Annotated in this window: 8 protein-coding genes; 2 read left to right on the top strand and 6 right to left on the bottom strand. The window is 60.5% G+C overall.

Annotated features, from left to right (window positions below; all coding sequences use genetic code 11):
* Positions 1–53 precede the first annotated feature (53 nt).
* The gene (locus ACN9MZ_RS15485) at positions 54–701 is read left to right on the top strand and encodes a TetR/AcrR family transcriptional regulator (protein WP_426337884.1); all 648 of its coding nucleotides are present in this window, start codon (positions 54–56) and stop codon (positions 699–701) included.
* 660 nt (positions 702–1,361) lie between these two features.
* A complete protein-coding gene (locus ACN9MZ_RS15480; RefSeq protein ID WP_426337883.1) occupies positions 1,362–2,177 on the top strand; it encodes a hypothetical protein in 816 nt (271 codons plus the stop codon).
* A 44-nt stretch (positions 2,178–2,221) separates the two neighbouring features.
* Here ACN9MZ_RS15480 and ACN9MZ_RS15475 read toward each other — a convergent pair whose 3' ends face one another.
* The 6 genes from ACN9MZ_RS15475 to sctS all read right to left on the bottom strand — a co-directional run bounded on the left by ACN9MZ_RS15475 (position 2,222) and on the right by sctS (position 13,611).
* The gene (locus tag ACN9MZ_RS15475; RefSeq protein WP_426337882.1) at positions 2,222–4,936 is read right to left on the bottom strand and encodes a LuxR C-terminal-related transcriptional regulator; all 2,715 of its coding nucleotides are present in this window, start codon (positions 4,934–4,936) and stop codon (positions 2,222–2,224) included.
* 339 nt (positions 4,937–5,275) lie between these two features.
* Positions 5,276–9,319, bottom strand: coding sequence for a hypothetical protein (locus ACN9MZ_RS15470; RefSeq protein ID WP_426337881.1), 4,044 nt, complete (start codon positions 9,317–9,319; stop codon positions 5,276–5,278).
* 54 nt (positions 9,320–9,373) lie between these two features.
* A complete protein-coding gene (gene sctV / locus ACN9MZ_RS15465) occupies positions 9,374–11,425 on the bottom strand; it encodes a type III secretion system export apparatus subunit SctV (protein WP_426337880.1) in 2,052 nt (683 codons plus the stop codon).
* 44 nt (positions 11,426–11,469) lie between these two features.
* Complete coding sequence (sctU, locus tag ACN9MZ_RS15460; protein ID WP_426337879.1) at positions 11,470–12,552, bottom strand: type III secretion system export apparatus subunit SctU; 1,083 nt, start codon at positions 12,550–12,552, stop codon at positions 11,470–11,472.
* Positions 12,545–13,342 carry a type III secretion system export apparatus subunit SctT gene (sctT, locus tag ACN9MZ_RS15455; protein WP_426337878.1) on the bottom strand — a complete coding sequence of 266 codons (798 nt, stop codon included), beginning with the start codon at positions 13,340–13,342 and terminating at the stop codon, positions 12,545–12,547. The genes sctU and sctT overlap by 8 nt, the downstream gene beginning before the upstream one ends.
* A gap of 2 nt (positions 13,343–13,344) precedes the next feature.
* On the bottom strand, positions 13,345–13,611 hold the full coding sequence (gene sctS, locus ACN9MZ_RS15450; RefSeq protein ID WP_426337877.1) for a type III secretion system export apparatus subunit SctS: 267 nt from the start codon (positions 13,609–13,611) through the stop codon (positions 13,345–13,347).
* Between the last annotated feature and the right edge of the window lie 9 nt (positions 13,612–13,620).

Genomic DNA, 13,620 nt, shown 5'->3' with positions numbered 1-13,620 from the left:
CTACGTGGTATCGTAAGACTTGAATTTGAATACTGTCAAGTACTAAAATTATCATGACCGAAAACAGCCAGGGCCGTCGCGGCCGACCCGCCAACGAAGCACTTGGCCAAACCATAGTCAACGCCGCGTGCGAACTCTTTGAGGAATTGGGTTTTCAAGCGACCACAATGGACAAGGTCGCCCAGCGCGCGAAGATATCCAAGCTAAGCATCTATCGGCACTTTGAGAACAAGGAGGCGCTGTTCAGCGCGGCCATCGCGGCCCGCTGCCATCAATTTTCCCCGCAGGCCCTGTTTGAAGGCGTCGACGGTTCTGCCGAAGATCAGCTCATGGCGGTAGGATCAAACCTGCTTCGCACGCTGTTGAGCCCGGAAGTCCGCGGTGTCGAAGCCATGATCATGGCCGACAAGACGAATCAACGGTCGTTAAGCAAGCTCCAATTCGAAGCCGGGCCCGCCCATGTCATCGCCCAAATCGAGGCCCTGTTGCATCAGCTGAACGCGAAGTCGGTTCTGAACGTGCCCGATCCTCACCAGTCCGCCCGCTTGTTTGCTGCGCTTTTCAAAGGGTCCGATCTTTTGGCTATAGCACGCTTCGATGAGGCCAGAGCAGCGGACGACAACGAAATCGAATCCTATTGCAGGTCGGCCGTCGCGGTGTTCATTGCCGCGCATGCTGGCAGCGACCACGCGCGCGGATAGCCTGTGCAATGCCGCGAAGGACCTGCGGTCCAGATCACCTCTTCCCCTTGCGCGTGTGCGTCGTTCACGAACCGCATTCAGTTCAGACGCCGAATCGAACTGTTCCGCCACGCTTTGACCCACCGCATTGCCGAATGCATTTGGCTCGTAAAGCTTAGTTGCCATTTGCGACAAGAATTTTGAGCTCATCAAATGTTCGAAACGTCCCGTGACCCGATGGCCGATAGTTTTCGGTGATGGTGCCACCCCCATGTCTTGCGAATCGGCCACTTGAGATTAGCGTGCCAGGTTAACATGGCCATCTTCAAGAAGAAGCTGGGCTTCTGGGGAAGCGCCGCCCTATTGGTCATGTCGGGCCGGCGCGACTGGTGCTCTGTCGGCCGCCACGGCGGACAATCCGTGCAGGCCCCCTTCCCCTTCCAAGCTGTCACATTGCACGACGGCGACCGCACTTGCAGACCGGTCGGTAAGTCCCGTATTCGCTCGCGTCTTCCAACTGAAGTAGGCGCGGCATGCCCGCTTGAAGTGTGAGAGTTTGCGCGTTTTTCGGTTTGGGCGAGATGTTATGCTGCATGCCTGGGCCTTGAACGTGGGAGCTGCCCCTTTCACAGACCTATGACCGAATCGGTACGTGTAAGCCCAATTGCTTAGGGAGCACTTGTGATCGAAATCATCAAGGCAATCATCGAGCCCATTGCCAAGGCCATCTCCGTCCCAGAACTACTCAAATATCACAAGGACAAGAAAGCGCATGAGATCGGGACCGAACTGTTCATCATGTACGCCGCCTTGAATGAAATTCTGGTCGTTGGTCGAAGCATCGTCGCTGAACTCGAGAACGGCACGGAATGGATGAGCAGGAAACTCAACGAAGGGAAGCCCAACGATTGTCTCTACACAAATCTTGAGTTTCTGCTGAGCCAACAAAGCTCAAACATATTGAAACTTGTAGCCTCTGTAAAGCGTCTTGGGCTTGAGTTACAAGTCATTTCACCAGATACCTATGTTCGGATTACCCCACTATTGCACGGGAAGCTCAGCGCGGTTTCCTGGCTGCTGGACTGCATCAATGGGGAATTTTCCAAACCACAGCTTGTCTCCACCGACGTAGAATCCATGGAGCAGTTGCTCGCGGTTGGCGAACAACACTCTGCAACCCTTGCGTTGGATGAAGCTCAGCTAACAGAGCAAATCGCCTATGAGGTGGCCAGTCGTGTGATCTATCAAGAACGGAACTTATGCGAGCGCCTTATGCGCCAAGAGGAAATTGTTGATGTAGGCTTTATTCCCGCTCATCAATATCCAGTTATTCGCGCCTATTTGGATATGCGCAAACCGTCCGCCACTCTTGATGACATCGAGGCCCTCCTGCTTATATTTAGGAAAGCCATAGAGGCGAACTTTTCGCTGCGTGAAATTTTACTGAAAGTTGGCGATCATCGAGCAAGCCTAAGCAGTCCCAATCTGGGCGTTTAGAAAGGTCGGTGCCACTTCACTTTTCATAGAACTTGCTCCATCTTTCACTGGCCTCCTATCCTAACCTGGGGCGACTCGGAAAGCCCAAGCTGACGCAGGCGCTCGGCTGCCTGCAGCCGGCTGTTCACGCCCAATTTCACGTAGATTTTTTTCACGTGCGAATTCAGTGTATTCAAGGAGATGAACAGGCTCTCTGCGATTTCATGGTTGGTCGCACCTCGTGCAATATGACTGACGACGAGCTTTTCTTTTTTGCTGAACAACTGCGGCAGGCGATCGAAAGCCTGCGTCGACTCCTGAGTCACGTCGGCGCCCATATGACCGAGCAAGGTATGGACATAGGATTTGTAATCAGCGCCGCGCGCCAGCTTTTTAAGCATTCCGGACAATGCATCACCTTCATTGATGAATACGCGCAGCAGATGCGTGTTTTCGGCCAGGCTAACACCCTGTTGCAGCACCGTCATCGCTTCGTCGCTGCGGCCGTCCTTCTGCAGGCAGATCGCCTTGAGCACCAGGATCTCGGTCATCACCGCCAGACGCCGGTCTTGCAGAGCTGGATACCACAAGCGCTCCAGCAGGTCGAGCGCCTGGCTGTGCCGTTCGGCGAGGATGAAGAAGCGCGCCAGCACGAGGTATTCCGCCTCGCGGCCGGGTGCCAGCGCCTCCTCGAGCGGCAAGCGCGCGGCTTCGCTCCAGAGCTGGACCGCATCCATCTGGCCGAGACTCAGCCAATAGCCCGCAATCACGGCTGACAGCGGCGCGACCTCCACTACCAGGCGGCCGGCGTAGCGCGGCAACAGGACCTCGAACTGAGGGTCGCAAGCCTCCACGGCCGCCCCCAGTTCCTTGCGCGTCTTCGCCAGCAGCACGCGGCCCCAGGCATTCACGTATTGCATCCCGGCCGCAGTCATCTCGACACCGCGCGCCAGATGCTGTTCCGCCAGCACGAGCTCGTTCATTTCGTAGGCGACCTCGCCCAGGCCTATATGCAGCATGCCGCAGGCCGGCAAGTCCTGCCAACCGCACACCAGCAAGGCCTGGATGGTCTTGTCGTAGATCTGCTTCGCAGCCAGGGGACGGCCCCGCAGCAGATGACTGCGCGCCAGCGTGACGGCGGCAGTGATCGGCACCTGGACGTTGTGGGTCGCTTCCCGGACCAGGACGTTGTTCTCCAGTAGCCGTTGCGCCTCATCCAGGCGCCCGCTGACAAAGTAAAACACGCCGCGTGCCACGGCTGCGGCGCGATACAAGGTCCGGGCCGGCGCGAGCGACGCCTGCGCTTGATCCAGATGGACGAGACCCTCGTCGATATTGCCCTCGTACGCCGACTGGCAGCCGCGCAAGAGCGCAAGCTGGCCCAGCATGGTGCGCTCCTTGCCGCCGAAAGGCGCGTCATGAAATCGGGCGAGGCACTTGTCCACGAGGCAAAGATGGCGTTCCAGCTCGGCCATGTCATCCCGGTACAGATAGCCCCAGGCGCAGACCATCGACAGCAAGGGGCGTTGTGCGAGCACGGTCTCCGGCAGCTGTCTCGACCAGGCCAGCGCACTGCTCATCCGGCCATGGGAAAAGAGTTCGCTGTGGTGCTTTTCCATCAAATCGGCAGCCCATTCGTGGTCGCGCGCTGCCAGCGCATGGTGGACGGCTTCGGTAATGAGGCCGTTTTCGCTGAACCATTGGCTGGCACGCCGGTGCAACAGCCCGACCGAGTCCGGCGCGGCCACACGCAGGCGGCTTTGCAGCAAAGCGCCAAACAGATGGTGATACCGATACCAAAGGCGTTGCTCATCGAGCCCGAAGATGAACATATTGGCTCGCTCTATCTCGCTGATCAGGGCGCGGCTATCGTCGCGCCCCGTCACCGCATCGCACAGCGCCGCGTTGAAGCGCTCCAGGACGGAGGTTTGCAACAGAAAATTCTGGATGTCATCGGCATGTCCGTGCAACACTTCGTCCACCAGGAAATCGGTCACGTGCCGGTTGTCGCCGGCGAAGTTCCGGACGAAACCAGCCTTGTCAGGATGATGGCTCAGGGACACCGCAGCCAGCTGCAGGCCGACGATCCAGCCTTCAGTGCGCTCGGCCAGCGTGCTGACCTGCTCATGCGGCAGTGAAAGCTGCATGACTTCGTTGCAGAACGCTTCCGCTTCCTCCAGGCTGAAGCGTAAGTCTTCGCTACGGTATTCCACAATTTGCCCTTGGCCGCGCAGCCGCGCCAGCGAGAATGGCGGCTCGCTGCGGCTCACGAAGATCAGCTGCAATTGCGCCGGTTGATGATCGACCAGGAACGCGATGGCTTCATGCACCGCCGGCTCGCTTACCAACTGCAAGTCATCCAGGATGATGCACAGCCGTTCCGGCAGCGCACACAGCTGATTGATCAGTGGCCGCATCAGGGCATCGATCGGGGGCGGCGGAACCAAGGCACACATATCGGCTAGGACTTTGCCGAACTCGGCACATTGGCCTTGAATCGCGCGAATGAAATGCACCAGGAAGCGCAATGGGTCGTTGTCGCCGGCATCCAGCGACAGCCAGGCGACAGGCGTGGAACTGGCGGCGGCCCAACTCGCGGCCAGTGTCGTCTTGCCGTACCCGGCGGGTGCGCAGACCAGCACCGCGCGCGGCGCTTGTCCCGGCTGCAGCAAGCGCGGCCGCGCCAGCATGTGCGCAGTGGCGGCAGGGATCACAAATTTGGTCGACAAAATCTGGTCGGCCAGCAAGACCTGGCAGGGATGGTGGGACAAATCGCTCATCTGATTACTGATCCATTCTAGGCGGCCGGGACAGCAACGATGGATGTCCCCGCCTGCTCTTGCATTGGAAACAACAACAAATACAGCATAACTAAATCAAACCGGTTTGGAAACCACCAGAAATGGTGAGTGCTTGGTGATTTAGGGGCATTACCGGGGGTCCCGACGCAGTGACGGCTGACCAGAATACCGGAAAGCGTGACGGGAGGTTGTCCCGATACAATTTATTGCAATTGACTAGGCAGGAGCGGGGTCCGGATGGGACCGATGCCGCTGTGCCGGTGACGGACAAGGTCACCGGCAACAGGGTCAGGGGAAGCGGCGGCTGGTGGCGCTAGATCACCCGTGCGCCTTGAAGCCTTCTGGCAAGATCAGAATTTCCCCAGCATTGAGGATATTCGGATTTCGGCCGTGCCCGCTGTCAGTGGCGCTTGCCTCCAGGCGTTCGTTCAGCCAGGGATTCAAATCATAGATCTTCGCGACGATATCTGGATCGTTGCCCGCGACATCCCACACGTTGTCATTGAGTTTGACGGTATAGACATTCTGGGTCGATACCGGCGGCTCTGCCGGCAAATCGGGTGGCACGTCCGTGGGTGGCGGCGCTTGCGGAGGCAACGGCAGCTCGCGTGCTGCCAGCCAGTTTTTCCATCCGGCGGCACTGGCGATATGGATCTGCGTAGTCTGCGGTCCCGCCAGCGAGAAGAACGTCAGCTTGCGTTCATCCGGGGAGTAGGACGTGATGTTGCCATTGCGTTCCAGACGCCAGCCGGAATTATCATTCTCGTAAAACATGCCTGTCGCCGAATCTTCATAGCGGTTCTTGTCGGCGTTGAAATGGATCGTCGGATGCTTGGCCAGGTCCACATTGGCCGGCTTGGGCGGCAGGGCCAGATAGCTGTCATAGAAGGGATTGGCATCGGCCACATTGCCCTTGCCGTCAAGATGATCGGTGAGCGATTCGGTGGCCTCCAGCATCTTCCCGAGCACCTTGGGGTCGGTCTTGTTGATGTAGTCGATGAACTTCTCAGGGTCGCCTCCCGTGGTTGCGTAGGCTTTCAGGAAGCCGTCGACCTTGGCGTCGCTGCTCCACCAATCGTGCTCCGCCATCACGTCGGCATGCGCCTTGTCGAGGCCGACGCCTTCCATGAAGGTCCGATCGTAGTTCTGGAAGTTCTGTATGTTCTTGTTGTGGTCCCAGGCCCAATTGGCGACAGTCGTGCCCAGGTAGGCGATGTTGACAACCCAGCCGATCGGGTTACTGCCGAATACGGCGAAACGCCCCACCGTTTTCGTGGCGCCCTCTTTGACGATGTTTCTGAACAGCAGGCCCCTGACCGACGGACTGAGCGTCTCTGCCCACTTCGCCGCATTGCCCTTTGATCCGGTACCGAACAGATGCTCGAACACATCCAGCATTTTGCTCGTGCCAAGGAACTTCCTGGTCGCACTTGCTTCACCGAGCGCAGTTCGGGCGGCGGCACCGTCGACTCCCGATTCGCCGAGTGCATACTTGCCTGCCAGCCGCGTATTGAAGCTGAACTCATGCGGTTTCAATTCGGCGACCTTCTTTCCTTCCGACGCAGCGAAGGCAAACCGTTCGATCTTCCAGCGGGTTTCGGCGGCAGCCTTGAGCGCCGGATCGGCCATGACCTTGGCGCCGAGGGAACGCAAGGTCATCTCGCGCACCTGCAGGCGCAGCAGCATGGCGTCGCTGGCGAGATTGACGGATTGCGTGCCCAGCTTGAACTGTTGCGTATCGGTGGCCGCCGTGCCATCCGGGTTCTTGAAGGGCAGTGTTCCGTTGAGATTCATGAATACGCCGCTGCCATCCCATGCCGTGGCTATCGTCATCAGGCCAACCAGTTGCTTGACCAGCGGCTGTGTCGCCTCGGTCGCGAGTCGTGTCCAGCGGTCGCGCACCGAGCCTTCCTTGACATAAAGACCCCAGCTGCTCTCGCCGGATTCGGCGGCATCGAAGAATTTCGTCCCGAAATTCTTGATTTTGGTGTCGAGCTTATCGCCACCTTTCCCCAGCAGGCCGTCGCCAAGCGAATGCGGCTGGATGCGCGCCGCGCCCATGCCGGCCTGCATCAGGTGGAAACCGGCGAAACCGCCCACCAGGCCGAGCAATAAGGCTTTGCGCAAGGGCCCGCCGACGTCGCCGACCTGCACGTTGTCGAAGAGATACCCGGTCAAGGCTGCCTGGAAGGCGCCGCCGACACCCCAGATCACCGTGCCGCCAAAGTAAGGCAGGTGGGCCGCGCGCGAGGCGTTGATCGCGGCGCCTGGCAAATTCACGCCGCCGTTCACCTTTCCGATGACATAAGTCTCGGCCAGGAATTCCGCCAGGTCGCCGGTCAGCTGCGCGCCAATACCGAATTTCTGCGCCTCGCCGCCGCCGTTTTTCAGATCGTCCGAGAGCATCTTGCGGGCAATCTGGGTACTCGCGCGCATCGAAGCGCTATCGCTCAGCAGGATGGTCGAGGTCACCTTCTCATCGGCCATCAGGGACTTGCGAGTGCCATCGGCCTTCTTGTAGCCGTCCATCCCGCCCAGGTCCTTGCTGTAGAAATCAACGGCCTCGCTGGTGCGCAGCAGCCTGTATCCCATATCGTCGATGTCCTTGCGGCCATCGATGATGTCTTTTTTGAGTCCCGGGAATTTTTCAATCATCGCCCGTTGACCCTTGACGAAATCGTCCTCCGTCAGAAGTTGCGAGTATTTGCCCTGGACCAGCAAGGGCGCCATGCCTTTGGTCGCCTTGTCGAGCATGCCCTCGTTGTTTTTCTTCAAGCCGTTAAGGCCGTCATTGATCGCGCGCAGCGTCGCATCGCGCCACACCCCCTGCTGCTTTTCAAAGCGGCCCGCATCGTGGAACTTCCCGGCCGCGCCCATATCAACTTCATCCATTTTCAGGGTCGATACCTGGCGCACGGTTTCCAGGGCAAGTGTCGCGTGGCCTTCGGCCACCGCATCCTTGAAGCCCAGCTGGGTAATATCCGACGCGGGTTTGGTGGCGATGAGGTGCGCGATGCCCTCCACCGCAGCCTTGATTTCAGGGTTGCTGTATTCTTTCTTCTCCCAGTCGCCGCCGGCAGCTGCGACGTCCACCGCCGCCGACAGCGCCTTGGCTACTTTGATACCCGACCCGATATCTGTGATGGTCCGCTGGCCGTCCTTGCCCTTTGCCTGCCGGGAGGCGATATCGTCGACGATCTTTTCCAGCGTCGGTTTCGACTGGTTGATGATCCTGGCGGCGATCTCGGGCGATACAGCCGAATGTTTGGACGGGTCGGTCACGTCGCGCAAGGCCTCGGCGCCCGCCACGGTGCCCTTCTGGGCATACGCATCTTCAACCGCTTTGACACCGTCCTTGACGTAGTTGTCGATGATTTTTTGCACGCCGGGGTCGGCCATCACCAGCCCCTTGATCGTCGGGTCCACGCCTTTCGGCAGCGCCTTGCCCAGCAAATCGACTTGCGCCTCGTTGCCCAGCACGGCACTGTCTTCCACCCGTTGCAGGATTGTAGCCGCCCCGATCACGGTCTTGAACTCGGGATCATTGGCGTAGCGTCCGTTCATCTGCGTCGCCGCGTAGGCCAGCGGGTCCAGTTCCCGGATCTTGACGCCGGCAGGCAAGTCCGCATAAGTCGCGCTCAATTCCTTGCGGGTCGCCGCCAGCAGTTCCTTCTGCTTTGCGGCATAGTCTTCGCGCGCGCTGATGATCTGCTTGCTCGTGACAGATTTGTCGCCCCCCTGCTGCTGTGCGGTCAGGTCATCGAGCCTGGTACCGGCCTGGTTGACTTCATTAAGCTTGGTATTGGTCGCACGTTCGGTGGGGGTTTCAGTCAGGACGGTGTCCAGGCTTTTGTTGACCGCCGCCTGGGCGGCCGGGTCGTCATGGTAGCGGTTCGCGATATCGTGCGCTGCGTTCTGCACCGCCTCCTTGTTGTTCGGGTCGCCCTGGTAGGTCAGGCGCAATTCGGCGGCGATCGCCTGTTCGGCCTTGGCCTGGTCGCCATTGGCGACGGTACGCCGGGCCACGTACATTTCCCAGTCGGCCTGGTTGTCTTCCGGCGCCGCATCGCCGAAATCGGCTTGCAGCTTGTCCGCCGCCTGCTTGGTCTCTTTCGCGGTGGCGACCGTTTTATCGGTGTACTCCTCGGCAGCCTTCACGGCTGGTGCCGGCGCCTTGACGAAATCGATCTGCGGCTTGGTTACCAGCAGCGGCGATGGTCGCGGTCCCTTGGTCACGTAGTCGGCATTGACCACGTTGGGCGTCGCGGGCGGCGGCGGGTCCACGTGCTTGGGCGGCGGCGGGTCAATATCCAGCAACTGTACTGCGCGGTGGATCATGCCACCGAAGTCGATCCCGAACATGGTGTTCTCCTTGGTTGGTTGGCTACTGTTCATGCGACAGATTGAGGTCTGGCCCTAGATCTCCACGGAACTGACTGGCACTACCCTCACCGTTTGCCTGAGCTCCTGGTACGACACCACGGCGAGATCGGCCAGCTCCACCTCGGTCAACTTCCTGAGATAGGGCCTGATCTCAAGCGAAGTCAGCAATACAGCTGTTTTCTCCACGTGGCTTTCCACCGCCTGCTTGATGTTGGCAACCAGCTGGTTGCCGATTTCCGGATCAAGCATCAGCACCGAGCCCGCCGAGGTTTGGCGCAGCGCTTGCCGCAGCTGCTCTTCCACGCGGGGATGCAGCACGATCGCCGGCAATGAGCCGTCCTCCAGCGCGAAGCGGTGCGAAATATAGTGCGTCAGGGCGATGCGCACGTATTCGGTCAGCAGAACCGTGTCTTTTTCTCGCGGCGCCCATTCGATCAGGGCTTGGGCAATCACGCGCAGATTGCGGATGGGAATTTCGTCGCGCACCAGGCGCTTGAGCACTTCCGCCAGGCGCGGCAAGGGCACGTTGCGCTGTAGTTCCTTGTCCAGGTCCGGGTACTGCTCGCCCAGGCGCTTCAGCAGGTACTGTGTTTCCTGGATGCCGATGAATTCGCCGGCGTGGCGGCGCATCACGCTCAGCAGGCTGCGGGCCAGGATCTGCTCATTCTCGAGATACTTCAGGTTTGCCGCTTCCAGCGCGTCGATCTCCTCCACCGGAACCCACAGGGCGGCGCGCCCGAGGAGCGGCGTGCCGCCCTCCCTGTAGGGGATGCGCGCCAGGTCCAGCATTTGCCGTGATGCCAGTGCCAGCACCTCGTGCTCCGCCAATTGCCCGGCCAGCACGGGAATTTCATCCACATAGATCCGGTATTCGCCCTCCGCAAGGCGCGCATTCTCGCGCATGACGACGCCTGGAAACGGGATGCCCAGTTCAACGCTGAAGTAGCGCCGCGCCTCGGCCAGTTCGGTCTCGAAATGCGTAGGTGACAGGACACTGCCGACGCCGCGGAACGCCTGTACCACCAGCGGAATCGTCAAGCTATGCTCTTCGGCGTCGAGCAGGGTGCGCGCCACGTCGTGGCCTTCCTTCTGCATCGACGGGACCGGCGTCTGTGCTGCGTTGGCATAGCGGCGCCGCGCCGGCGCCAGGAAAAAGCCAAGCGAGGCAACCGCAATGCCGAGCAGGATGAACTGGAACTTGGGAAAACCCGGTACCAAAGTCAGCAGGAAAACCATCGCGCCGCCCACCAGCAGGGCCTTCGGTTGCCTGCTGATCTGCGCAGCGATTTCGCTGCCGAGGTTCGGGCTGCCGACCCGGCCCGGATCGGAGACGCGGGTGATGACGATACCGGCAGCAATCGACACGAACAGGGACGGTATCTGCGACACGAGGGCATCGCCAACGGTCAGCACAGCATAGGTCTGCAGCGCCGTGCCGGCATCCATGCCTTTGCGGAAGACGCCGATCGCCAGCCCGGCCAGGATGTTGACTGCCGCGATGATCAGGCCCGCGATCGCGTCGCCCTTGACGAACTTCATCCCGCCATCCATCGCCCCATACAACTGGCTCTCGCTCTCCAGTTTGGCACGGCGCTGGCGCGCTTCATCCTTGTCGATGATGCCGGCCCGCAGGTCGGCATCGATACTCATCTGCTTGCCCGGCATCGCATCCAGGCTGAAACGAGCCGCCACCTCGGCCACCCGCTCGGAACCCTTGGCCACCACGATGAACTGGACGATTGCCACGATCAGGAACACCACCGCGCCGACGATCACGTCGCCGCCCACCACCATCTGGCCAAAAGTAGCGATGATCTCGCCCGCATTCGCGTTCAGCAGGATCTGCCGCGTCGACGCGATGTTGAGCGCCAGGCGGAACAAGGTTGTAAACAGGAGCAGCGAAGGAAACGTGGAGAGGCCGAGCGGGGAGGAAATATACAGCGCGACCATCAGCAGTACGACGGAGATCGTCAGGTTGAGCGCGATCAGGCTGTCGAGAATGAAGGGCGGCAGCGGCAAGACCATCAGCATGATGACGGCCACCACCAGGGCCACCAGCAGCAGGTCCGCATGGCGCGCAAGCACAGACCACGATCCGGAGGCTCTCAATCCATGCATGGGGTTATTTTTCACTCTGATCCCTCGCCAAGTCGTCCATGAAAATCCCGTACCCAACGCAGCACCTCGGCAACGGGTTCCAGAAATTCGTCCGGTATATAAGCATTCAACTGCACCGCATCATTCAGGCCGCGCGCCAGCTTGACGTTGCGCATGATGGGGATACCCTCTTCCTGCGCGATGTCGCGGATCGCCTGTGCAATATGCCCTTCGCCTTTCGCGACCACCAGCGGCAGGTCGGTCACGCCAGCTTCGTAGTACAGCGCGACGGCGATATGAGTCGGATTGACGACGACCACATTCGCCTTGCGCACGTTCTCCAGCATGTTCCCCATGCCCACTTCCTGGTGCAGGCGCCGGCGCATGCCGCGCATTTCCGGATTGCCTTCCATTTCCCGCGATTCGCGCCGCACTTCATCCTTCGTCATTTTGTGGCGTTTCAGGTAGTCCATGCGCTGGAACCAGATATCGAACGCGCTCATCGCAACGAACGCCACGGTGACCATCCAGGCCATCTGGCTGATGATCTTGCCGGCCAGCGGCAGCAGGCCGCCTACAGGGAGCCACTGCGCGCGCACCAGCGCTGGCAGGGTTGCGCGCGCTACCCACCACAGCACGGCGGCAAGCGCGATGGAGATGATGATCAGCTTGGCCAGCTCGACCAGGTTGCGCAGCGAAAACAGGCGCTTGGCCCCCTCGATCGGATTGAGGCGCGACAGGCGCGGCATCACCGGGTCCAGCGAAAACACGGCGCCGACCTGGATCGCCCCCAGCAGCGCCGCCACCGCAGCCATCAGCAATACGGCGACGCCGCAGATCCAGGCCGCTTCCGTCAGCAGGTCGCGCGTCCATGCCAGCAGTACCGCCGGATCGTCCAGGGTGCTGAAGCTGGCGCCGGCTGTGCGCGTCAGCATGGCGCCCAGCCGCTCGACCAGGCTCATGCCGCCGAGCGCAAACAGGACCAGGGCCAGCACGATCGCGACCGTCGCGGCCAGGTCCTTGCTATGCCAGATATCGCCCTTCTTTCTCGCATCGCGCAGCTTCTTGTTGGTCGGCTGCTCGGTCTTGCTCTGGCTGGACGATTCGCTACTCATGCCAGACCCCGCGCAGCGCGTTGAGCATCCCGGGAAAATCGGCGATGGGCAGAGCGCGCAAGCTCTCCGACATGCCCGCCCCATACAGCAACATGAGCAGTGACAGGATCAGCGCCTTCAGCGGCATCGCCAGGAAAAACGCGTTCAGCTGCGGCGCAAAGCGCGACAACAGGCCCAGCCCGATTTCCAGCATCAGCATCAACAGCAGGAACGGCGCAGCAACCTTCAGGGCCAGGCCCAGCATCTCGCCCAGCGCGCGCAGCCCGACTTCCACCAGGCTCGCGTTGCCCATCGACAGCGCCATGCTCGGGATCGGCCACACCTGGTAGCTCTCGTACAGCGTGCCAATCATCGACAGCAGGCCACCGGTCACGAGGAACAGCATGGTGAACATCTGCATCATCAGGCCGCCCACCATCGAATCATCCTGACCCGTGGTCGGGTCGACCACGGTCGCCATGCTCATGCCGGCCTGGAATTCAATGATCGTGCCGGCAGTGTACAGGGCCCAGAAACCTATGCCCGACAAAAAACCAAGCACCAGGCCGATCCCCCCTTCCTTCAGGATCACGAACACGGCCTGGGGGTAGGAAATCGACAGCATGGCCGGATCACCCAATGCGGCCGGCAGCATCAGGCTGCTCAAGGCCACGGCCAGCGCCATGCGCACCATGACGGGAACAGTCTGCCCCATGAAGATGGGCCATACTGAGAATGCCACCAGCATGCGCGTCATCAGCAGGCTGGTCACGATCAGGATGGCTTCTCCCTGGTGCATCGTGGCGCCCATCGCTAGCGTACTCCCGCAATGGCGCCAAACATCTGGTCGCCAAACATGACCAGCTCGCTGCCCAGCCAGGACGACGTCAGCGCGATCGTGACAATGATCGCGATCAGCTTGACGCCGAACGATATCGTCTGGTCTTGCACCTGGGTGACCGCCTGCAGGAACGCCAGCGCCAGGCCGGTAATGCTGGCCACCGCGATCACCGGCAGCGACAGGATCAGGATCAGGAGCAGCGCCTGGTTGACATAGGTGATGAGGACGGAAAATTCCATGGCGCCGGC

Source organism: Pseudoduganella sp. S-14, from assembly GCF_049913285.1.
GTDB lineage: Bacteria > Pseudomonadota > Gammaproteobacteria > Burkholderiales > Burkholderiaceae_D > Rugamonas.
This window is presented reverse-complemented; position numbering and strand designations above follow the sequence as displayed.

What these genes read in the sequence shown, in the direction of transcription:
- sctT (WP_426337878.1), bottom strand. Translation starts at nt 13,342, where the DNA reads ATGGGCGCCACGATGCACCAGGGAGAAGCCATCCTGATCGTGACCAGC.
- ACN9MZ_RS15485 (WP_426337884.1), top strand. Translation starts at nt 54, where the DNA reads ATGACCGAAAACAGCCAGGGCCGTCGCGGCCGACCCGCCAACGAAGCA.
- sctU (WP_426337879.1), bottom strand. Translation starts at nt 12,552, where the DNA reads ATGAGTAGCGAATCGTCCAGCCAGAGCAAGACCGAGCAGCCGACCAAC.
- sctS (WP_426337877.1), bottom strand. Translation starts at nt 13,611, where the DNA reads ATGGAATTTTCCGTCCTCATCACCTATGTCAACCAGGCGCTGCTCCTG.
- ACN9MZ_RS15470 (WP_426337881.1), bottom strand. Translation starts at nt 9,319, where the DNA reads ATGTTCGGGATCGACTTCGGTGGCATGATCCACCGCGCAGTACAGTTG.
- ACN9MZ_RS15475 (WP_426337882.1), bottom strand. Translation starts at nt 4,936, where the DNA reads ATGAGCGATTTGTCCCACCATCCCTGCCAGGTCTTGCTGGCCGACCAG.